At 60.6% G+C, this 21,295-nt stretch carries 19 protein-coding genes; 17 read left to right on the top strand and 2 right to left on the bottom strand.

The genetic code is table 11. The annotated features are described in order from the left end of the window. Positions 1-65 precede the first annotated feature (65 nt). Positions 66-1,835: a glycosyltransferase gene (locus VFO29_09745; GenBank protein HET9393783.1), complete on the top strand. Its 1,770-nt coding sequence runs from the start codon at positions 66-68 to the stop codon at positions 1,833-1,835. On the opposite strand, the gene VFO29_09740 is transcribed toward VFO29_09745, so the two are convergent. Beyond that, positions 1,832-2,983, bottom strand: a complete 1,152-nt coding sequence (locus tag VFO29_09740) for a glycosyltransferase family 2 protein (protein ID HET9393782.1) — start codon at positions 2,981-2,983, stop codon at positions 1,832-1,834. The genes VFO29_09745 and VFO29_09740 overlap by 4 nt on opposite strands. Between VFO29_09740 and VFO29_09735 the strand changes: the two genes are divergently transcribed. The 8 genes from VFO29_09735 to VFO29_09700 are packed head-to-tail and all read left to right on the top strand — an operon-like array spanning position 2,978 to position 11,639. Further along, positions 2,978-4,771 carry an O-antigen ligase family protein gene (locus VFO29_09735; protein ID HET9393781.1) on the top strand — a complete coding sequence of 598 codons (1,794 nt, stop codon included), beginning with the start codon at positions 2,978-2,980 and terminating at the stop codon, positions 4,769-4,771. The genes VFO29_09740 and VFO29_09735 overlap by 6 nt on opposite strands. Next, on the top strand, positions 4,764-5,618 hold the full coding sequence (gene rfbD, locus VFO29_09730; GenBank protein HET9393780.1) for a dTDP-4-dehydrorhamnose reductase: 855 nt from the start codon (positions 4,764-4,766) through the stop codon (positions 5,616-5,618). The genes VFO29_09735 and rfbD overlap by 8 nt, the downstream gene beginning before the upstream one ends. Positions 5,619-5,670: 52 nt before the next feature. Next, positions 5,671-6,492 carry a hypothetical protein gene (locus VFO29_09725; GenBank protein ID HET9393779.1) on the top strand — a complete coding sequence of 274 codons (822 nt, stop codon included), beginning with the start codon at positions 5,671-5,673 and terminating at the stop codon, positions 6,490-6,492. Further along, positions 6,489-7,292, top strand: coding sequence for a sulfate adenylyltransferase subunit CysD (gene cysD, locus VFO29_09720; protein ID HET9393778.1), 804 nt, complete (start codon positions 6,489-6,491; stop codon positions 7,290-7,292). Before VFO29_09725 ends, cysD begins: the two co-directional genes overlap by 4 nt. After that, on the top strand, positions 7,293-9,140 hold the full coding sequence (cysC, locus tag VFO29_09715; GenBank protein HET9393777.1) for an adenylyl-sulfate kinase: 1,848 nt from the start codon (positions 7,293-7,295) through the stop codon (positions 9,138-9,140). Further along, complete coding sequence (locus tag VFO29_09710) at positions 9,137-9,916, top strand: ABC transporter permease (protein ID HET9393776.1); 780 nt, start codon at positions 9,137-9,139, stop codon at positions 9,914-9,916. Before cysC ends, VFO29_09710 begins: the two co-directional genes overlap by 4 nt. A 26-nt stretch (positions 9,917-9,942) precedes the next feature. After that, complete coding sequence (locus VFO29_09705) at positions 9,943-10,683, top strand: ABC transporter ATP-binding protein (protein ID HET9393775.1); 741 nt, start codon at positions 9,943-9,945, stop codon at positions 10,681-10,683. After that, positions 10,683-11,639: a hypothetical protein gene (locus VFO29_09700; protein ID HET9393774.1), complete on the top strand. Its 957-nt coding sequence runs from the start codon at positions 10,683-10,685 to the stop codon at positions 11,637-11,639. The genes VFO29_09705 and VFO29_09700 overlap by 1 nt, the downstream gene beginning before the upstream one ends. On the opposite strand, the gene VFO29_09695 is transcribed toward VFO29_09700, so the two are convergent. After that, positions 11,636-13,033, bottom strand: a complete 1,398-nt coding sequence (locus tag VFO29_09695) for a MaoC/PaaZ C-terminal domain-containing protein (GenBank protein ID HET9393773.1) — start codon at positions 13,031-13,033, stop codon at positions 11,636-11,638. The two genes, VFO29_09700 and VFO29_09695, sit on opposite strands and share 4 nt — an antisense overlap. A 2-nt stretch (positions 13,034-13,035) precedes the next feature. Here VFO29_09695 and VFO29_09690 point away from each other — a divergent pair, with 2 nt between their 5' ends. The 8 genes from VFO29_09690 to VFO29_09655 all read left to right on the top strand — a co-directional run bounded on the left by VFO29_09690 (position 13,036) and on the right by VFO29_09655 (position 21,022). After that, the gene (locus VFO29_09690; GenBank protein ID HET9393772.1) at positions 13,036-13,278 is read left to right on the top strand and encodes an acyl carrier protein; all 243 of its coding nucleotides are present in this window, start codon (positions 13,036-13,038) and stop codon (positions 13,276-13,278) included. After that, positions 13,275-15,194, top strand: a complete 1,920-nt coding sequence (locus VFO29_09685) for an HAD-IIIC family phosphatase (GenBank protein HET9393771.1) — start codon at positions 13,275-13,277, stop codon at positions 15,192-15,194. Before VFO29_09690 ends, VFO29_09685 begins: the two co-directional genes overlap by 4 nt. Position 15,195: 1 nt before the next feature. Continuing rightward, positions 15,196-16,629: an MBOAT family O-acyltransferase gene (locus VFO29_09680; protein ID HET9393770.1), complete on the top strand. Its 1,434-nt coding sequence runs from the start codon at positions 15,196-15,198 to the stop codon at positions 16,627-16,629. 145 nt (positions 16,630-16,774) lie between these two features. Further along, positions 16,775-17,743 carry a GDP-L-fucose synthase gene (locus tag VFO29_09675; GenBank protein HET9393769.1) on the top strand — a complete coding sequence of 323 codons (969 nt, stop codon included), beginning with the start codon at positions 16,775-16,777 and terminating at the stop codon, positions 17,741-17,743. An 18-nt stretch (positions 17,744-17,761) separates the two neighbouring features. Further along, positions 17,762-18,826: a hypothetical protein gene (locus VFO29_09670; GenBank protein ID HET9393768.1), complete on the top strand. Its 1,065-nt coding sequence runs from the start codon at positions 17,762-17,764 to the stop codon at positions 18,824-18,826. Positions 18,827-18,834: 8 nt separating this feature from the next. Continuing rightward, positions 18,835-19,272 carry a GtrA family protein gene (locus VFO29_09665; GenBank protein ID HET9393767.1) on the top strand — a complete coding sequence of 146 codons (438 nt, stop codon included), beginning with the start codon at positions 18,835-18,837 and terminating at the stop codon, positions 19,270-19,272. A 15-nt stretch (positions 19,273-19,287) separates the two neighbouring features. Continuing rightward, positions 19,288-20,097: a glycosyltransferase gene (locus VFO29_09660; GenBank protein HET9393766.1), complete on the top strand. Its 810-nt coding sequence runs from the start codon at positions 19,288-19,290 to the stop codon at positions 20,095-20,097. After that, positions 20,087-21,022: an NAD-dependent epimerase/dehydratase family protein gene (locus VFO29_09655; protein ID HET9393765.1), complete on the top strand. Its 936-nt coding sequence runs from the start codon at positions 20,087-20,089 to the stop codon at positions 21,020-21,022. Before VFO29_09660 ends, VFO29_09655 begins: the two co-directional genes overlap by 11 nt. The last annotated feature ends 273 nt before the right edge of the window (positions 21,023-21,295 follow it).

The following is a 21,295-nucleotide window of genomic DNA, read 5'->3' as shown; positions in this document are numbered from 1 at the left end:
ACATTGCCTCCTGTAGCAGCGTTCAGGGGTTCATACCGCTTACCCCGAAAGCCTTCCGCCCATTTATGAAGCGCATTGTCCACATCGTGCGCGGCTACGGCTTGTCTGCGTTGCTGCGGCGAGCTGCTGGGCGCGCGGCGGATCGCGTCGAAACTGCGCGTCGCGCAGCCGCGGCTTGGCGCGCCGATCGTTTGGCGGCGCGTCTTCCAAAATCGCCCAAAGCGCTCGGCTTTGCGACGCGGACGGCTCCACTTGTTACGGTGCTGGTAACCGATGCCCGCGATTGGCGCCGTATGAACCGCTGCCTGCTCGCGCTGCAATCGCTTCAAAACGAGATTCCGCTCGACGTCGTGATCGCGTACGATCGCGCTATAGAGCGCGAGGTGCGTATGCATGACGGCGTGCGACTTTTGACGCACCCCGCAGGGACGCCGTTGAAGCCGGTTTTGGCGCAAGCGGCGGAGGGGCGCGGCCGTTTTTTGGCAGTTGTTGGCGCAGACGCGATTCCGTCACGCCGCGCGATCGAACGCCAGATGATCATCCTCGAGCGCGAAGACGACATTGCCGCCGCCGCTCCTCGTTCCAGTCCAATTTCGGGCAGCATGCTGCGAATGGAATTCTTGCGCGGCGCCTTGCCGGAAATGCCCGATGACACGGCGGAGGGCGAAGTCTTGAATTGGTTGTGCCGCTACGCGGGCGAGCACGGATCGCGGTGTCTGTACCACGATGATGACGTCGCCGCGGCATACATCGTACCGGCTGCCGGTGCGCTGCTCGTCGTGGACGAACACGTGCCCTTCGACGATCGCGATGCGGGCTCGCGGCGGATCGCCGCGCTGATGTCGTTTGCGCGCGCCGCGAAATGGAACGTCACGTTCGGATCGGTCGACGCGCGCGCGTATCCGCCGTACGGCGATCGTTTGAGGAACGCCGGCGTTGAGGTCGTTCTCGGATTCCGGCCGCGCACGCTCGCCGAGCTCACCGCGCATGGCCGCAGTTTCGATTGCGTCTGGCTCTCCCGCGCGAAAATTGCCGCCGGATTCGCGGACGACGTTCGTTCGCTGCAGCCAAAAGCGCGGATAGTGTACGATACCGTCGATCTCCATCACCTCCGTCTCGCGCGTCAGGAAGCGGCGATCGCAAAACGCACCGGCTGGGCTGAGATCGAGCGCGCCGAAATGGAGAGCGCGCAAAAAAGCGATATCGTCGTCGTGACGAGCGCGGCTGAAAAAACGCTGCTCGAGGAAAGGGGACTGGAGAATATCGCCCTCGTCGGCTTAGCCGAAGCGGCGGTGGCGCGAAGCGCGGATTATCGCGATACGGAAGGCGTTCTGTTCGTCGGAAATTACGCGCACGAACCCAACGTCGATGCGGCCCTGTGGCTTGCGCGAGAGATCATGCCGCTGGTGTGGCGCGAAGTTCCGCAAGCGGTGCTGACGCTGTCCGGTGCGGATCCGACGGCGGCGGTCAGGCGTCTTGCCGAACGGCGGATACGCGTACCCGGCTTTGTTCGTTCGCTGGACCCATTGCTGAACAGGGCGCGCGTCTTCGCTGCGCCGCTGCGGTTCGGCGCGGGTTTAAAAGGAAAGATCTTGCTTGCGCTCTCCGCCGGCATTCCGGTCGTGACGACGAGCGTCGGGGCCGAGGGCATCGCGCAGAGTCCCGGCGATTTGGCAGTCGCGGACGATGCGCGCTCCTTTGCCTCCGCGGTCACCCGCATCTATGGGGACGAGGCAGAGTGGCGCCGCTACTCCGCGGGCGCGAGCCGCGCCGCAGCGCGCTTCTCGCCGCAAGAGTTGGCGCGCAGCTTTCTCGGGGTGCTCGAAAAAATCTAGTGGCTTTTGCGCTCGAGTGCCGCGTCGCGATTGGCGAGCAGCTGTTCCTCGGTGTGCGTTCTGCCGCGGACGCCGACGAAGAAATCGCGGAAGGCCATGGCGACGAAGGCGAGCCGTCTGAACTGCATGCGGGCGATCTTAGCCGCCGTCGAACGGAAGGCGATCATCAAAAACGCCGAGAGGAACTCATCCGGATGATGCTTGTGCAGCAAGAAGAGCATGTTCCGAACTGAATAATAGTCGTGCAGAACGCTCTTGTACCCGATTGACGAACCCTGTTTGTGCCAGACTTCCGCGGTTGGACAGCAGACGAGCTTCCATCCGCTCCGCCGCATCTTGATGCACCAGTCCGTCTCTTCCCGGTACAGGAAATAACTTTCATCTATCAGTCCGACCGTGCGGACTGCGTCGACGCGCACGAACAGGCTCGCGCCGATGACGTGTTCGAGTTCGATCGGCTCGGTCGTTGCCAGCGAACCGTCGAGTCCGGCGCCGATCTGCGAATCCAGTCCCAGCGACGGGTTGACGGTGCCGCCTCCCAGCGCCTGGATCTTGGCAGGTTCCTGGTAGCGCAGCAGCTTTGCGCCGACGATGCCGATCGTCGGATCGTGTTCCGCAACCGAGAGCTTTCTGTCGAGTGCGTGCCGCTCGACAACCGTGTCGTTGTTGAGAATCCACACGTAATCCGCATCGAACCGCTCGAGAGCGTAGCGGATTCCGACGTTATTGCCGCCGGCGTATCCGCGGTTGTCGCCGACGCGCACGATCACGATCGGCGTTTCCGGCGGCATCGTTCCGGCAAGTGAGTCGAGAGGCGAATCGAACACGGCGTAGGCCAAGGGTTTGGGCGCCGGCCGGTACGACCATCCGAGCGTGATTTGCGACAGATGCTCGGGCACGAGAAACCCTTCGGCCCATTCGCAGATGCGCTCGACCGAATCGTCCACCGAGCCGTTGTCGACGATGACGATCTGATTGGGAACGCGCGCGGAACGCAGGAGGCTTTCGACGCACTCGATTGTATCGAGCCATCCGTTCCAGTTCAGCACAATAACGACGACCTTTGGAGAGGTCGTCGTTGGCGTCTGTATGGAAAGCGTTTCCGGAATGTTCAGCACAGCCTTGGCGTCGTTTTTGTAGTGATGCATCGCATTCCCTTCCACAGACTCGCGCTGACATTGTGCGCGTTTTTCTTGGCAAATACCGCCATTTCTAACGCAATTCCAATGGTGCTGCCCGCCGGTGTCGAGCAGCCGACTCGCGCAGTATACCCATCTTTGGACGAACCCGGCTGCTGCTGGCTGGGGCCGTCCGCGGCCTTTTCGATCGAGCGGCCGGCCGCCGCGGATCGCCTGGTGATGGACTTCGTGCTGCCCCCGTACGCGGCCGGACCCCAGCCGACGGCTTTGACCCTAACGGCGCTCGGACGGACCCAGCGCCTCTGTTGTTTTGGGGTGGGGGAGCACGAGGCGACATTCATCCTCCCGCCCGGCCCCACCGGGCGCATCGAAGCCGTGGTCGTGTCGAGCTCCCGGTTCGTCCCGGCGGAAAAGGGGCTCAATGCGGATCGCCGCGTGCTGGCGATTCTGCTCAAACACGTGATGACGGTCGACAGCCGCACCGGCGAAGCCTACCTCGGCGCCGAGCCGTTCAGTTCGAATCTCATGCTGCCCCGCTGGCGCGTCATCTTCGACGCAGCGTGTCTTGTGGTGACCGCGATCGTCATGCTCGCGCTCTTGCGCCGGCCGCGATGGGCGTGGATCGCGTTGCTGATCACCGCGCCGTTCCTTTTCCCGGTTCCGATCTACGGAACGACGCTGACGGTGGAAAAAGTCGTCATCGTCTTGGCCGCGATCGCGATGCTGACGCGCAAAGACTTTCGCGCCGCGATCGTGCGCGGGCCCGGGCGCTGGGTGCTCGCCGCGCTGATCGTGTTCGCGCTGGACATGGCGCTCTCGGCGGCGGGCGCGCATTTCCGCGCGGCGGCTTTACGCGAAACGCTGAAAGGCGCGGAATACGCAGCTGCGTTCGGTGTCGCATACGGCGCCTATGCGATCGATCCGGACGAATCCGCGTTGCGTGTGGTGCTGACGATACTGGCCATGCTGGTTTCGGTGCTCGCGTTCGCGCAGCCGTCGGTGGAAACACTGCAGCGCACGATGGTGCTCGGCCACATCGTTCCGCGAATCGCCGGACCGCTCGAAGGACCGAATCAGCTCGGCGCCTTTCTCGGCATCGTGCTGATCGCGTTGATCGGGTTGAGCAAACGTTTCACGCCATCGTTCGTACTGGCGCTCGCGCTGGGTGGATTTGCGCTGCTCTTTACGTTCTCGCGCGGCAGCATTTTGTCGTTCGTGCTCGGCGTTGCCGTCGTGTTGGCGTTGCGGTTGCGACCCGAACGCCGCACCGCGATCGCTTCAGCGGCCGGGATACTCTGCGCGATCGTACTGGGTGCGACGGTCTTTGCCGCCGTCACCTATCCAAATGCCGGCCTCGACCGGATCTTCGGATCGTCCGACGCCTACAACGGCGGTCTCGGTTCGCGCGTCGGCCTTTGGCACGCGGCACTCGTTCTGTGGAAGGCGCATCCGTTGCTGGGCGTCGGGCCCGGAAACTTCGAACTGCTCGTCGGCTCGCTCTTGCCGGGCGTGCGCACGCACCCGAACGGCTATTACTTTCAGGTCTTGGCCGAGCAGGGCGTAATCGGCATCGCGCTGTTCGTCGCGCTATTTGTGACGAGCGCGCTGGTCTTCGTTCGCAGCCGGGTCGCGCCGTACGCGGCTGCGGGTTTCGCCGTCGTTCTCGCGCTCGGATTTCATCAGTTGCTGGACGGCCTGTTGCCTTATCCCAAAGTCGGTTTGGAGTTTTGGGGAGTCGTCGGATGCTTGACCGCCGCGCTTTCGGTCTCCGTACCGCCGGCGGCGCGCGATGCGTAAGCTCTTGCTCTTCGGCGGATCGGGTCAACTCGGCGATCAAGTGCGCCGGCGCTGGACGGGTTTCGAAATCAGCGCGCCGCCGCGCACGCAAGTGGACGTCCACGACCGCGACGCGGTCGCGCGCGCGATCGAATCCGGATCCCCTGACGTCGTGATGAACTGCACGGCATACAACGATGTCGAGGGCGCGGAGCGGCATCCGGAAGCTGCGCTGAGCACCAACGCGTTCGCGGTGGACGCGATGGCGCGCGAAGCGGCACAGCATGGCGCGACGTTCGTGACCGTCAGTACGGATTACGTTTTCGACGGAACGCTCGGGCGTCCGTACGCGGAAAGCGACGCGCCCAATCCGATCAACGCCTACGGTATTTCGAAGCTCCGCGGCGAGTTGCTTGTCTCTAGCCTAAAGTCGAATGCGTATGTCGTTCGAACGTGCGGCGTCTACGGAACGCGCGTGAGCTCCTCGAAGGGCTACACGTTTATCGATCGCATCTTGAAAAAAGCGCGCGCGGGCGAAGCACTCGCGGTTGTAAGCGATCAGATCGTCTCTCCGACGTTTGCCGGGGATTTGGCGGAAGCGCTGCTCCGGTTAATCGACGCGCGCCCCGAGCCCGGCGTCTATCATGCGGTCAACGAAGGCGCGGTCAGCTGGTACGACTTCGCGCGGGAAAGTCTGCGGCAGGCGAACGTTGACGTACGCGTTACGCCGGTGACGACCGAATCACAAGGCGCCGGCGTGCGCCGCCCGGCCTATTCTGCGCTGGACAATGCGAAATTGCGCGCGCTAGGAATCCGGCTTCCGCAATGGCAGGACGCTATCGCCGCCTACCTGCGGGAAAAGCCCTAAATAACCGACGCGCAAGAATCCAAACCGGATAAGACGAAAGTCCGCGAGTTGCATGTTGCTTTCTGATCTTCACCTGCACACGACCAAATCGGACGGCGTTTTCGAGCCGAGCCGGCTCTTTGAATACGTGCGGAGCCGGGAGCTTGGTGCTTTTTCCGTTACGGATCACGATTGCATGGACGCCTATCCTGTTCCGCAAGATCTGCGGGAGCGGTGCATTCCCGGTCTCGAAATTGATTGCGAGCTCAACGGGCACACCGTTCATTTGCTCGCCTATGGGATCGAGGATCCCGAGTGTACGTTGTTGCGCAGGCTGGTGTCGCAGCGTGAGAAACGTCAAGCGCGGATGCAAGCGATGCTCGAGCAACTGCAGCCGTTCGGCATCGACGTCACCATGGACGAGGTTCTGCGGGAAGCCAAGAATGCGAGCAGCATAGGCCGTCCGCATTTAGCGCGCGTGCTCGTTTCGAAACGCCACGTTGCAAGCGTGCAAGAAGCGTTCGACCGGTACTTGGCCGATGAGCAAACGTGCTTCGTGCCGCTGCCTCGCCTTGCGTGCACCGAGATCATGGATTTGGCGCACGAAGCCGGCGGCGTGCTCGTGGCGGCGCACCCGATGCGGCTGCGCGACATCGCCGATCTCCAAACGCTCTGCGAGGCCGGATTAGACGGAGTGGAAGTCATCCACCCAACCGCCTGCGCATCCGATGAAATGATGCTGATGGAGTTCGCGCGCGCCCGCGGTTTGCTGACCACGGGCGGCACCGATTTTCACGCGCCCGCCGGAAAAGAGATCGGCGTTGAACTGCCGGCGGAGGCTCTCGAAGAACTTCGAGAAGCAATCGCCGCGCGCAAAGCGGTCGGCGTAGATTGAATCACGACGCCGATCTCGCGCAGCTCGAAGCCGAATCGATCTACATTCTGCGCGAAGCAAGCGCTTGTGTCGATCCGCTGTGCATGTTGTGGTCGATCGGCAAAGACAGCACGGCGTTGTTATGGATGGCGCGCAAGGCGTTTTTCGGACGCGTTCCGTTTCCCGTCGTTCAGCTCGACACGGAGATGGAACTGCCCGAAGTCTATGAGTTCCGCGATCGTATCGTCAAAGAGTGGGACCTCGATCTGCGGGTGGAACTCTGCCCTCCCGAATCGAGTGTGGACCAAACGCTGCCGCCCGGCGCCCGGGCCGCCGCGCGCAAGACCGAGGGCCTCAAGAACTTGCTGCGCCGCGACGGATATCGCGGTGTGATTTTGGGAATCCGGCGCGACGAGCAAGCCACGCGCGCCAAAGAACGCATTTTCAGTCCGCGGTCGTTCGACGGCGACTGGGACGTGCGCCATCAACCGGCCGAGTTTTGGAACCATTACACCACCGACGTCGCCGAGGGCATGCACCTGCGGATTCACCCGCTGTTGCACTGGACCGAAGTGGATATTTGGCGCTACCACTTACGCGAAGGCATTCCGTACGTGCCGCTCTATCTGGCGAAGGACGGCAAACGGTACCGCTCGCTGGGCGAGAAGAACATCACGGTTCCGATAGACAGCAATGCCTCGACGCTTGAAGAGATCATCGTGGAGCTCGAAGCCACGCGCGAACCCGAACGCGCCGGCCGGCTCATGGATCACGAACAGGAAGACGCTTTCGAACGGCTGCGCGCGTCGGGTTATATGTAGATGACGAACACGCTGAAGATCGTCATCGGCGGCCACGTCGACCATGGGAAATCCACGCTGATCGGAAGGCTTCTGCACGACACCGGCAGTCTGCCGCCGGGGAAAGCGGCGGAGCTCGAAGCGCTGAGCAGCAAGCGGGGCGTGCCGCTCGAGTGGTCCTTCGTTCTGGACGCGCTGCAAACGGAGCGCGATCAAGCCATTACGATCGACACGACGCGCGTCTGGTTTACGTGGAAGGATCGGCGATACGCGATCATCGACGCGCCCGGGCACCGTGAGTTCGTGCGCAACATGCTGAGCGGCGCCTCCGAAGCGGATGCGGCGGTGCTCGTGGTCGACGTTGTCGAAGGCGTGAGCGAACAGACCAAGCGCCACGCGCAGTTGCTGCAAATGCTCGGCATCACGCAGCTTACGGTCGCCCTGAACAAGATGGATGCCAACGGCTACGATCGTGCGCGCTTCGATGAGGTCTCGCTCGAAGTGCATGCGTTGCTGGACGCCCTCGAGCTGCAGCCGCATTCGCTGATTCCGATCTCAGCGCGCAACGGCGAGAATCTGCTCAATCGTTCGGAGAACATGCCGTGGTATCAGGGGCCCACGCTGCTGGAAGCGCTCGGCGACTTCAAACCGGTGCACGCGATCGCGGATGCGCCACTTCGTTTGCGCGTGCAGGACGTCTACCGTCTCGGCGGCAGCCGCGTGGCCGTGGGCCGCGTTGAATCCGGCAGCGTTGCGCGCGGCGATACAGTGCTGCTCTCGCCGATGAATTCCACGGCGACGATTCGCTCTATCGAGCGCTGGAATGCGCCGGATAACCAGCCGGCCGTAGCCGGAGAATCGATCGGCGTTACGTTCAACGAGCCCGTGTTCGTCAATCGCGGCGACGTCGTGAGTCACGTCGATCGCGCGCCGTTCCTCGACTACGCGTTTCGCGCGGTGTGTTTCTGGCTCGATGAATCGCCGCCGAAGGTTGGCGAGCAAGTCACGGTGCAGTTCGGGCCGACGACGGCGCGCGCGGTGATCGCCGCCGTAGACGGCGTCATGGACTCGGCCACGCTTCAGCAGCTTTCGTCCGATCAGATTCCACGCTATGCGGTGGTGCAGCTGCGCCTGCGTTCGCCCGCGCTGCTTCCGCTCGACGAACAGCAGGCGATGCCGGCTTCCGCGCGCATGGTCATCTTGCGCGGCCGCGATGTCGTGGCGGGCGGCATCGTGGTCGGCGTGATGACCGGCAACATGCCGGCGAACATTTTTCACGCCGACCACTTGATATCGGTGGCGGAACGCGAACGCCGCAACGGGCATGGCGGCGCGGTGGTGTGGCTCACCGGTCTTTCGGGTGCGGGAAAATCGACGCTCGCGATGGCCTTGGAACGAGCGCTCTTCAGACGGGGTGCTGCGGTATACGTACTCGACGGCGACAACGTCCGCGCGGGACTCAATAGCGATCTGGGATTCTCGTTCGCGGATCGCGCTGAGAATATCCGCCGCATCGGCGAGGTGGCCGCGCTTTTTGCAGATGCAGGACTGATCGTCATCACTGCATTCATTTCGCCCATGCAGCGCGACCGCGCGATCGCGCGCCAAGCCGCCGGTGACCGGTTTCACGAGATCTTTTTGCGTGCCGACCTGCTGACATGCGAGGCGCGAGACACCAAGGGACTCTACCGGCGGGCCCGCGCCGGAGAGATTTCGGATTTCACCGGCATTTCGGCGCCATATGAAGCTCCCGAATCGCCCGAACTGACAATAGATACCGGCACGACGACGATCGAACGGTGTGTCGAGGAGCTTTTCGAGTACGTCGTCGCGGCGACCGGTTTGGAAACGCGCGCGCGCGTACCTTGAACCCGCAATTTCAGCGTTACAGCGACGTCGTTGCGGTCCTGACGGCGCGCAACGTCAAGACGCGCTACCGTGGTTCGGCATTTGGAGTCGCATGGTCGCTGTTCAATCCGCTCATCATGACGCTGGTCTACACGGCGGTCTTCGGGCACGCGTTCGCCGCGTATTACCGCGGCTCGACGCTTTACTACATGCTCGCGGTTTTCGTTGGACTGGCTGTCAACGGTTTTTTTGCGACGGCGACGATCTCGATGCTGCATTCCGTGGTGAGCAGCAGCGGCCTTATCAACAAGGTCCGGGCGCCGTTCAGCTCCTACCCCACGGCGCAACTCCTCTCGACGTGCGTGCAGCTGGTTTGCGGCGCCGTGCCGTTCCTGGTTGTTATCACGCTGGTGATTACGCACAACGTGCTGTACGCCGTCGCGCTCATCGTCCCGTTGGCGTCTCTGGTCTTGCTCGCGGCGGGAGCCGGTTACGTCGTCGCGACGCTCTACGTCTTTTTCCGGGACATCCCGTACGTCTACGATTTGATTATTTTTGTGACGTGGGTGGCCACCCCGATCTTCTATCCGCTGGCCATCGTGGCGCCGCGCTTTCGCACGTTTATCGAGTGGAATCCGCTGACGCAGATCGTGGAGACGATCCGCGGCCTTTCCTTCCTGAACCGCCCGCCGACCGCGTTCGGGCTACTGGAACCGCTGTGTGCCGCAATCGTGCTGGCCGCCGTGGGATGGATCGTGTTCCGGCGGTTGAGCCCGCGTTTCATGGATTACTTATAATGAAAGAACGCGACGAAACGATACGGATGACCGGGGTCAGCCTCGCCCGGCCGGTACAAAACGAGTTCTCGCACGATCTCAAACGGACGGTGCTGGCGCTCGCGCGAGGACGCTATCGCCCGCCGGGGCGCCGGCTCGTCCTGCGGGACGTGAACGTTGCCACGGTTTCCGGAGAACGCGTCGGCGTGATCGGCGCGAACGGTTCCGGAAAATCCACGCTGCTCAAGCTCATCGCCGGAATTTTGACGCCTACCGCCGGATCGGTCCAGACTTGCGGCCTGCTTGCACCGCTGGTCGAGCTAGGGGCCGGCTTCGATCCCGAACTCAGCGTTCAGGACAACGTCGTGCTGTATGGTGTGCTGCTTGGCTATCCGCGAGCGCGCATGGCGGGGCGGATCGAGGAGATTCTGGAGTTTGCCGAGCTGCAGCAATATAGGTGGGCCCCAGTTAAGACGCTGTCATCGGGCATGACGGCCCGGCTGGGTTTCGCAATCGCGACGGACGTCGATCCCGACATTCTGCTGCTGGACGAAGTGCTGGCGATCGGCGATGAGCAGTTCAGGCGCAAATGCAAGGAGCGGCTGGACCGTTTTTGGCACGGCCAAACCACCGTCATGGTCGTTTCGCATGACTTGGCGTTCATCGAACAGTCCTGCGATCGCGTGCTGTGTATTGACCGGGGGCGCATCGCATTCGACGGGGTGCCTCGCACGGCCATCCGCTTTTATTTGGACGCGATCAACCTTCCGTTAGAGTCGCCGGCATAATGCGACGACAGTTGATCGGCACCGTTGCTACCGTGTTCGGCGTCGTTATCGCGCTTGTGGTAATGCAAAATATCGTCATGTGGAAGTATTTTCCGCATCTCGATCGGATGACGACAGATTTCTCTGCAGCCTATTTGCAGCGCGAATTGGAAAGCATGGCGGCTTCACCGCCACAGGTAGTCTTTCTGGGCGACTCGGTCCTGTGGGGGTTTTACCTGAAGGCGAATCAGAATGCGATATCGATATTGGCGTCGCAAGGTTGCCGCTGCCGGAATCTCTCGTTCAAGGCTAGCAGTCCCCCAAATTATTACGCGTTGGCGAACCTTCTGTTGCGTTACGGAGTCCGCCCCAAGCTCGTCGTCCTCGAAATCGATCAGCGGGTTCTGAATCCAGTCAACAACGCCTATTCGAGGTTGCATCCAGCTGTTGCCGATCTTGCGTCTCCCTTGCTCTCAAGTGCAGATCGAAAACTGCTGATTCCGCCCGCACAAGACAACTCGTTGGAAATACGTCTCGGTCGCGTGGCGTCGGCACTCTCGGTGCTCTACGCGATGCGCGCCGACCTCCGCGAGATGCTCCAGCCGGTCCCAGACACGCTCCCGGTGAGGCATCCGACCGCGGATTTGTTTGAGGGAGAGTACGATCTGACTCCGCTCACGGATGGAAACGTAGGAGTACGCTACCTGGAAAAAACGGTCGACGCACTGCGCAGAGCTCGCATCCCAATCGTTGCATTCATGACGCCCACGAACCACACGCTGTTGCACAGCTATATAGATGGGCCGGAGTACGGCGAGAACCTGCGCTTTTTGCAACGAATGCTCGAGCGGCACGGCGCGCGCGTTCTGAATCTCGATCGGGCGTTTTCCGGAAAGGATTTCTATGACTATGCCCACTTGAGAGCGACCGCGCAAATTCGGCTCGCCCAGATTCTTGGAAGGGAATTGCCCCGTTAGAACGGACCGTGCATCTCGCGCACGATCGGCAGCATCGTTTCGACGGCATCCGCAGTTTCGCTCGGCATGACCGTCGCTGTCTGATCGGTCAGCAGACGGGGCAGCCGCCTTACCAAGACGCGAAGGTCGCGCACAAACCGGTTCATGTCGGCGCACAAGATTTCACCCCCAGCCTTTGCCATGGCGTATTCGGTGAGATCGCGAGGCCTTGTTTTCACCGCAATGGACGATGGATAGAAGGCGCGCAGCGGAGTATTGCCGTTAGCCCGGAGCGCCGAGCAAAGATCCGCGAAGCCGTCGATGTATATTTCACAGAACTCGGAGAAGCGCGCTGGTGAGTACGATCGGGTCTTTTGTCGAAAAATAGGCGTCGTCGCAAAATAGTAGATCTGGTCGACCTTCCACTCCAATCGAGCAATTTGCGCTTGGGCATCCTTGCGTGCATCGTAAGGAAGAACGCGACTCGATTCGGTTCCGATTTCCTGTGCGATCGCCAACGCATCGGATTCCCCGGTTGCATAAGTGAGCGCAATGCGTCCGCCGCCGGCCGCAATCAGCTTGCCCGTCAGGGCGCCCAGGCCGCGTGAACCACCGACGATGAGCGCCGTCGTGCCGGCGAATTCATCGCCGCCGACGAGCGGTCTCAATTCCTCTAGGCTAGGTTGCTGAACAGGTGGCCGGCGCACGAAGGCGACGACAGTTCCCGCGATCCCAGCTCCGGCTACCGCGATCTCGGCCATGCGAAAGCGCTCGTCGACGCCGAATACCTCAAATGTAAGATCGCTTTCAGGCGCGTCTGACGTCATACGGATCGAAAACGAGCTGAAGATGGAATTGAGTCCCGGACACACCATCCCTACGAGCATCGACAACCGTGTGATTGCCGCAGCCCGCTGCGGACCGATGGCGCGCGAAACATGCGGGAATTCGGCCGCGACGCGATCGCTACCGTCGTTAGCCAAGCGGCCGGAAGCGCCCACAATGTTTTCCAGGTCCAGCTCTTGCGGGCTCGTGCAGCTCACCGGCGCAAAATTACGTACGGCGCGCGTTTCGCCGGCCGGCTCTCCATACAAAACATCGATTGTGGTGGTTATGATGTCTTCCGATATAAGCTCGATGCGCAGCGAGGCGTCCGCCGAAGGCCTAACGTTGATCTCGACCCCGGCCCCGGCATAGAGGAACTTTTGAAACCGCACGTCCAACGCGGCTATCGGCTCTTTGACCAAGCGTCGTTCGATCAATGTATCGAGCGCCCACAGCACGGCATGGACGCCGTGTACTACGCAATCCCCGGCTTGCGTCCGCCGGGCCAGGATCGGATCCGTGTGTATGGGATTACAGTCCCCGGAGAGCGAGGCAAAGTGGTTTTGGTCGGAAGCGTCGAAAACTTTCATCGATGTCCCTGGACGCGATTTATCAAAAACTCACGCAAATACTGCAGAACGTGTTCGATGACGATTCGCTCGTCGCCCGTCCCGATCTCACCGCCGACCAAGTTGACGGCTGGGACAGTTTCGCTCACCTGCGTTTGATTTTTGCCGTCGAGAAAGCTTTCGGTGTAAATTTCGCGGCCTCGCAAATTGCCTCGTTACAGAATGTCGGCGACCTCGCGACGTTGATCAACTCAAAGGTCGCGTGAGCGCAGGCCTCTACACGAACCTTGCGTGGCTACCGCGGCCACCGGGCGATTTTCGCCAACGCTGCCGAGGCCTCGTGGACTCCGGCCCGAGCCCCGGCGAGGCCATCATGCACTTGGCCGGCTACGCACTTGACGAAAGTCAACTCCGCCAACTCGCGGCAAGGATCGAAATGCTGCGCGCCGAGGGCAGGTCGCTCGCGCCGCTGGCCCCTTTGAGGCTAGGCCTTCTGGGAAATGCCACACTCGAGCCGCTGGTCCCGGCGCTAATTGCAACCGCGGCTCGACACGGCGTGGATTTGGAATGCACGAAAGCCGATTACGCTCAGACGCTGCAGGAAGCGCTCTCTCCAGACTCGCTGACTAATCGCGCAAAACCGGATGCGGTGCTGCTTGCGCTCGATCATCGAGGTTTGCCTCTGCGCGCCGCAATTCACGATCCGCAGGCGGCTTCATCCGGAGTGGCGGACTCCATCGCATTCCTCGAATCGCTGCGCCGCGGGTTTCGAACTCACGCCGGCGCGTTGAGCATCTTGCAGACACTACCCGCTCTTCCCGAGAGCACGTTCGGAAGCTTGGATCGGTCCGTGCCCGGCACGCTGCGCAGCTTAGCAGCAACCTTTAATGCAGCGCTCGTCGAGAGCGTCAAGGACACGCAGGATCTCCTCTTCGACGTTGCTGCACTCGCGCAAACCGTGGGACTTGCGAATTGGCATTCCCCCTCGCAGTGGAACATCGGCAAATTCGCGTTCGACGCGCAGTTCTTGCCGCTTTACGCGGATCACGTTGGGCGAATACTCGGCGCCCTTCGCGGCAAGAGCCGCAAGTGTCTCGTCCTGGACTTGGACAATACGGTTTGGGGCGGCGTGATAGGCGACGATGGCCTTGAGGGAATCGTCATCGGCCAGGGCGATGCAACCGGCGAAGCTTATCTCGACGTGCAGCGAGCGGCGCTCGATCTGCGGGATCGCGGGATCGTGCTTGCGGTTTCATCCAAAAATGCCGATGACATCGCGAGATCGGCCTTTAGACAGCATCCCGAAATGCTGCTGCGCGAAAATCACATTGCGGTCTTTCAGGCAAATTGGAATGACAAGGCGACGAACATCACAGCCATCGCCACCGAATTATCGCTCGGCGTAGAGTCGATGGTCTTTCTCGACGATAACCCGGCCGAACGAGCGCTGGTTCGCAAGATGCTTCCGCAGGTCGCGGTACCGGAACTGCCCGAGGATCCGGCATTATACGCCCGCACGCTGGCGGCGGCCGGATACTTCGAGACGATTGCGTTCTCGGAAGAGGATCGGAAACGCGCCGACTTTTATCAAGACAACGCCCGCCGCGTCATCCTGCAAACCCAGGCTGGAGATATAGATAGCTACCTAGCTTCGTTGGAGATGAAGATCGTATTTCGGCCCTTCGATGCGACCGGTCGGAGCCGGATCGCGCAACTGATCAACAAGTCGAATCAGTTCAATCTCACGACTCGCCGCTACTCAGAGGCCGACGTGGCGGTATTCGAGGCCGATCCAAAGCTGTTTACGCTGCAAGTGCGGCTGATAGATAGTTTCGGTGATAACGGGATGATCAGCGTCGTCATCTGCCGGCCCGGCACAAAGTCGGCATGGGAAATCGACACGTGGCTCATGAGCTGCCGCGTGCTGGGACGCCGCGTCGAGCAAATGGTCTTGCGGGAGATTTTGACGCATGCCCGCGCACGCGGAATTGAAAAGCTCGTGGGACGATACCTGCCGACTGAAAAAAACGTCTTGGTGCGCGATCATTACGCGAAACTGGGTTTTCGGCTTTTGGATACGGCTCCGAACGGCGCGACGACGTGGGAATTGAAAACGTCCGCCGAGATCGCACCCGCGCCGATGAGCGTGGATCGCGACGGCTTCGATCTCGTCGCCGTCTAGCGTGAACGTTCCGTCATTCGAGTTCCTGGGCTTCGCCACCGTCGTCGCGGCGCTGATCAACATCTCGAACGCAGCCCCTTGGCGCCGGTCGATACTCTTGCTTGCAAATATCGGATTCGTGCTGACATTTACGCACAGCCCGCTCCAACTTGTCCCCTTTGGAGGGTTGCTCGTGCTCGGGTATGCCGGGATGAAGCTCGTAGAGGTCCATAAGAATAAAGCAGTTTTTATCGTTCTGCTGGCGGCACTGATTTTTCTCTTCTGCCTGCTCAAGCAATACACGTTTGTGCCTCACGCGCTCTTCTTGCAGATCGTCTATTTTACTGTTGGAATGTCGTACGTATTCTTTCGCGTACTGCACTTAGTTATAGACGCATACCAGGATGCGTTGCCGGACCGCGTCGGTTTGCTCTCGTACGCGAACTACACTTTAAATTTCACAAGTCTAGTTTCCGGCCCGATTCAGCTCTACCCGGACTATCTACGGACGGAAAGCGTGCAGCCGGCAGCGCTAGATCAGGCCGCGGTGGGCAGGGCGCTAGAGCGAATCGTGGCCGGCTTTTTCAAAGTCAGCGTTCTTTCGCCGCTTCTTTTCTATGCGCAGACTGTAGTGGTGCACGCGTTAACGCCGCACCTTTCACCGGCTCAGAGAGTCGTCGATGGTGCGTTGGTTTTGTCTATTTTTCCTGTCTACGTATATATCAATTTTTCGGGCTACATGGACTTTGTGATCGGAACCGCGCGTTTCTTGCGGCTGGAGCTTCCGGAGAATTTTAATCGCCCGTTCATCGCGACGAGCTTCATCGAATTTTGGGGCCGCTGGCACATGACGCTTTCCAATTGGCTGAAGACCTACGTCTATTCGCCATTGCTGCTGAGCTTGATGCGCCGTTTTCCGTCTCGCAGCGCCGAGCCATATCTCGGAGTCTTTGTCTATTTTGTGACGTTCTTTCTTATCGGCCTCTGGCACGGGCGTACATCGATGTTCGTTGTCTTCGGCGTTCTGCTGGGGCTGGGCGTAAGTGTTAACAAATTGCACCAGATTCTCCTGACGCAATTGCTCGGGGCTGCCCGGTATCGCGCTCTGCGCGCGAACTCGTTCTACGCGGCGGCGTCACGAGGCCTGACGTTCTGGTGGTTCGCTTTTGCGATGCTCTGGTTTTGGTCGAGCTGGGTGCAGCTCGCCGAGTTCGCACGGATCTTGGGCGCCCCGGCGGTTCTGCTGGCAACTGGGCTCGTTCTGAGTAGCGCCGCCCTGCTACTGACGGGCTTGAAATACCTCGAGGAATCGTGGCTGACGCTTACGGGCGCGGGCTCGCCCCTCGCCTCACGGTACGTTCGTGCAGCCTGGTGCACGACGCTCGCCGTCGTTGTCGTCTCGGTTGCCGTGATTCTCAATGCCCCTTCGGCGCATATCGTCTACAAAGCATTTTGAGACGGCGCCAGCTTGCTTGGGCGGCTCGCAAAGAGCGCACTTTTATTTAGGCGCCGTTAACGTTCCGTTATGGCTCAGGCAGAACGGCCTTAGACCGGTCTCAGTGCTAGGTTCTTTTGGCCCAGCGTTGTACAATAATGCCGCAATGAATCTGGCGACCAAACGCGTTTGTGTCACCGGCGGTTCAGGTTTCCTCGGCTCTTTTGTAGTCGAGGAACTTTACCGTTTGGGAGCTCGCGAGGTCTTCGTGCCTCGGCGTGCGGACTATGACTTGACGACCGCTGAGGGAGTGCGGCGTATGTTTGCGCATGCGCGCCCCGACGTGCTCTTCCATCTAGCAGCTCTCGTTGGCGGCATAGGCGCGAATAAGGAAAACCCCGGGTCATTCTTCTATGCCAACGCTATGATGGGCATCCAACTGATCGAGCAAGCACGCTTGAACGGCGTGGAAAAAACGATCGTTGTCGGAACGATTTGCGCCTACCCGAAGTTTGCGCCGACTCCGTTTAATGAAGAGTCGCTCTGGGACGGGTACCCGGAAGAAACGAATGCGCCGTACGGGATCGCGAAAAAGGCTTTGCTGGTGCAGTGCCAAGCCTATCGCGAGCAGTATGGGATGAACGCCATCTATCTGCTTCCGGTAAATCTCTACGGCCCACGCGATAATTTCGATCCGCAGAGCTCACACGTTATTCCGGCTCTGATTCGCAAATGTGTTGAGGCTAAGGAGCGAGGCGACAAGGAAATTGTCGTCTGGGGCGACGGTTCGCCGACCCGTGAATTTCTGTACGCGCCGGACGCCGCGCGCGGCTTAGTGCTGGCCGCCGAGCGGTATGACGGAGCTGAGCCGGTGAACCTGGGAAGCGGCGAGGAGATTTCGATTAAGGACCTCGTCGAAACGATCGCCGCGCTCTGCGAGTTTGACGGCGACATTGTTTTCGACGCGCTCAAGCCGAACGGGCAGCCGCGCAGGCAGCTTGATGTCACACGCGCGCGCGAGTACTTCGGCTTTACGGCATCGACGTCGTTCACCGACGGCCTGCGCGAAACGATCAATTGGTATCGTTCCAGCAAAGAAGCCGCGCGGGTTACGGTCGCCGCCGGCGCCCGCTAACCAAAACCTCAGCGCACCATGATCGTAACGCGCACGCCTTTTAGGATTACCCTGGGTGGAGGCGGCACCGACTTGCCGAGCTTTTACGAAAAGCACGGCGGCTATATTTTGGCCGCCGGCATCGACAAGTATATGTACGTCGCGCTCAACGTCCCGCTCGCAGACCGGCTCGTGCGTTTGCACTATACGCAAAGCGAGACCGTCTCCAGCGCGCATCTCTTGCGCCACGAGCTGGCGCGCGAAGCGTTGTTGTTCCACGGCGTCACCGACGCAATCGAGATCGCTTCGCTGGCCGACCTGCCGGCTGGAACCGGCCTTGGCTCCTCGAGCTGCTATCTCGTGGGACTCCTCAACGCTTTACGCGCCTACTGCCAGATGCCGACGACCTCGCAAGACCTTGCGGAGGAAGCGTGCGAGATCGAGCTCGGAACGTTGAAAAAGCCGATTGGGAAGCAAGACCAATTTATGGCAGCCTACGGCGGATTGACTGAACTCGTCATCGATCCGGACGGCACCGTAACCGCAACCCGCTTGGAGCTCTCACCCTACCTTCTCGCGGAATTCGTTTCGAAAACGCACTTGTACTATACGAACGTGCGTCGCGACACAACGGATATCTTGAAGGAGCAAAACGAGGCGCTGCGCTCTAGCGCGCCTTCGAACGGTAAGCCCTCGGTGGAAAGTGCTCTTGTCGAGATTGCCGCCATCGGTAAAGAGATCGGAAAAGCGATGCGCGCCGGAAATTTCGATAAGTTCGGGCACTTGATGCACGACCACTGGCTGGCCAAGAAGCGGATGTCTTCAAAGATAACCGTGAACGCCATGGAAGAGCTTTATGAGCACGTGCGCCGCGAGTTCGGCGTCACCGGCGGTAAAGTCGCCGGCGCGGGAGGCGGCGGATTCATGATGCTGTACTGTCCTCGCGGCGGCCGCGTCCTGACGGAGTATATGGCGAGCAAGGGCTTCGCCAGGCTTGACTGGGGAATGGATTTCACGGGGTCGCGCGTGGTGAGCAACTTGCTCGTCAACAGCAGCGTGCCGCTCCACCGGCGGCGCGCCGAGACGCCCCCGGCTCCAGCCTAACTCCGCCAATGTTACAGCCGGCTTTTCACAGTGCGGCCATCCGCTGGCAGTTCGCACGCTACCTCGCCATCGGCGGAACCGTTTTCTGCGTCGATATCGGCAGCTTTCAATTGTTCATGCGCGCGGGTCTTGCTCTCGCGCTGGCGGTGACGCTGTCGTATGGGCTGGCGATTTCGGCGCACTTCACGTTAAATAAGTATCTGAATTTTCGCTCTCACGACCGCACCGTCGGGAGCCAGCTCAGCACGTATTTGGCGGTCGCTTTCGTTCTGTGGCTTATCAGCTTGGGGGTCGTCGAGGTCGCCTTCCGGGTCTTCGGCTTAACGCCGCTCCTCGCGAAGCTGCTCGCCATCGCGATAAACGTCCCGCTGGGCTTCTTGGGACATCGTTACCTGACGTTCGGGGCCGGCATCTCGGCGCAGATAAAACGAATTCTCAGGGCCTAGTTCGAAGGATAGGATATGACCCAGGGCCGCATCGGGTTGAGCATCGTCATACCCGCGTATAAGGAATCCACGAAAATCGGCGCGGACATCCGCGCCGCAAGCGATTTCTTGCGCGAGAACTCGATCGCCGGCGAAATCATCGTCGTGGACGACGGCTCGGCGGATGGCACCGCGGAAGCTGCGGCATCCTTCGAGAGAGAGCATCCGGAGCTACTCGTCTTGTCCTACGAGCGAAATCGCGGAAAGGGCCATGCGCTGGCGCTTGGGATGCTGCGAGCCCGCGGTGACATCGTCATGTTTGCGGACTCGGGCCTTTGCGTTCCCTATGAGATCGCGACGATTGGCATAAAAATGCTCGAGCTGGACATGTGCGATATCGCTAACGGCTCGCGACGGATGCGCGGAAGCATCCGCAAGGAGCAGCCGTTCTATCGCAAAGCGGGGTCGCTGGTATACCGGGGAGTCGTGCACGCGGTCATGGGCGTGCCGCGGTACATTGCGGATACGCAATGCGGCTTCAAACTGTATAAGCGGGAGGTTGCGCGCCAGTTGTTCTCAGAGGCGATTACCGATGGGTTCATGTTTGACGTAGAGATCATTCTTCGCGCCCTCAAGCACGGCTACCGCATTCTTGAGTTTCCGGTCATTTGGAGCAACGACGCAGACACGCGATACGATCCGATCAAAGGAACTATCCGGAACTTCAAAGAGCTGGCCAGGATGAAATGGGCCTTCATGCGCAAGGCCCCGCGCGCGCTCGAGCGCGAGGAGCCGCATCTCGTGGCTCCCGCCGGCGCAGACTCGGGATTCATTCATGCCGGGTAAGACGGCCGTCGTCACGGGCGCAGCCGGGTTCATCGGCAGCAATCTGGCGGACCGGCTCTTGAATGAGGGCTACCGGGTGATCGCGATCGACAGCCTTGCTTATGGCGTGCGCGAGCAAGTACCCAGCACGGCTGACTTTCACCGCGTTGACATACGCTCGCCGCAGATCTATCCGCTGGTTAAGGGCGCGGACGTCCTGTTTCACCTCGCGGCGAAGAACTGCATCGCCGATTGCCAAGCCGATCCGGTTGAAACGAGCGATTTCAACGTGACGGGTACCGTTAATGTGTTTGAGGCGGCGCGGCGGGGCGGAGTCGGAAAAGTCATCTACGCTGAATCATCGGCGTTGTACGAAGGTTCGAGTTTGCTGCCTACTCCTGAAAGCGACGTGCGCCCGGAGAGCTTTTACGCCGTGAGCAAGCTGGCTGGAATGGCATTTGCTGATGCGTACCGGCGCTATTACGGCATGCGAACGACAGCTTTGCGTTATTTTTGCGTGTACGGCCCGCGGCAAGACTACCGGCGCACGATCCCGCCGGTCATGAGCGCTTTCATCATCAAACTTCTCAAGGGCAAGCGTCCGACGATCTATGGCTCCGGGGAAAAACGCCGCGATTTTGTCTACATCGACGACGTCAACGATTTTCACGTGCAGTGCGTTGATGACGATCGGACGGATGGCCAAGTATTTAACATCGGAAGCGGCGTGAACTACAGCGTCAACGAAATATACGCGGAGATCGCGACCCTACTGGGATCTTCGATCGTTCCGGAGTTTAAGCCGGACCTGCCCGCTGAGGCGCAAGCCACACTCGCCGATGTATCCGCGGCACTCCGCTTGGGGTGGGTACCGAAGGTCAGCCTGCGTGAAGGCTTGCGGCGCTCCGTGAATTACATCCAAAACGAGGTTCTGTGCGCGGGCTGATTACGAGATCCGCCGCCTTCGGGCTTGCACTGAGTATTTGTGGCTTCGCAGTGCCGTCGCGCTCGTTTGCGAATTGCGCTGCGGCCGGACAAGACAGAGCACCGTTCACTTCGACGGTCGCGGGCAGTGGATTTGCCGGGCTGGCGGACGGTACCACTGCGAAAGCATCATTTACCGAACCGGACGGGGTCGCCGTCGGCGGCGATGGTTCGATCTACGTAGCTGACGGCGGCGCGCAAAATATTCGCCGGATTCATTCGGGCCGCGTGTCCA

It is taken from the genome of Candidatus Rubrimentiphilum sp., from assembly GCA_035710515.1.
Classification (GTDB): domain Bacteria; phylum Vulcanimicrobiota; class Vulcanimicrobiia; order Vulcanimicrobiales; family Vulcanimicrobiaceae; genus Rubrimentiphilum.
This window is presented reverse-complemented; position numbering and strand designations above follow the sequence as displayed.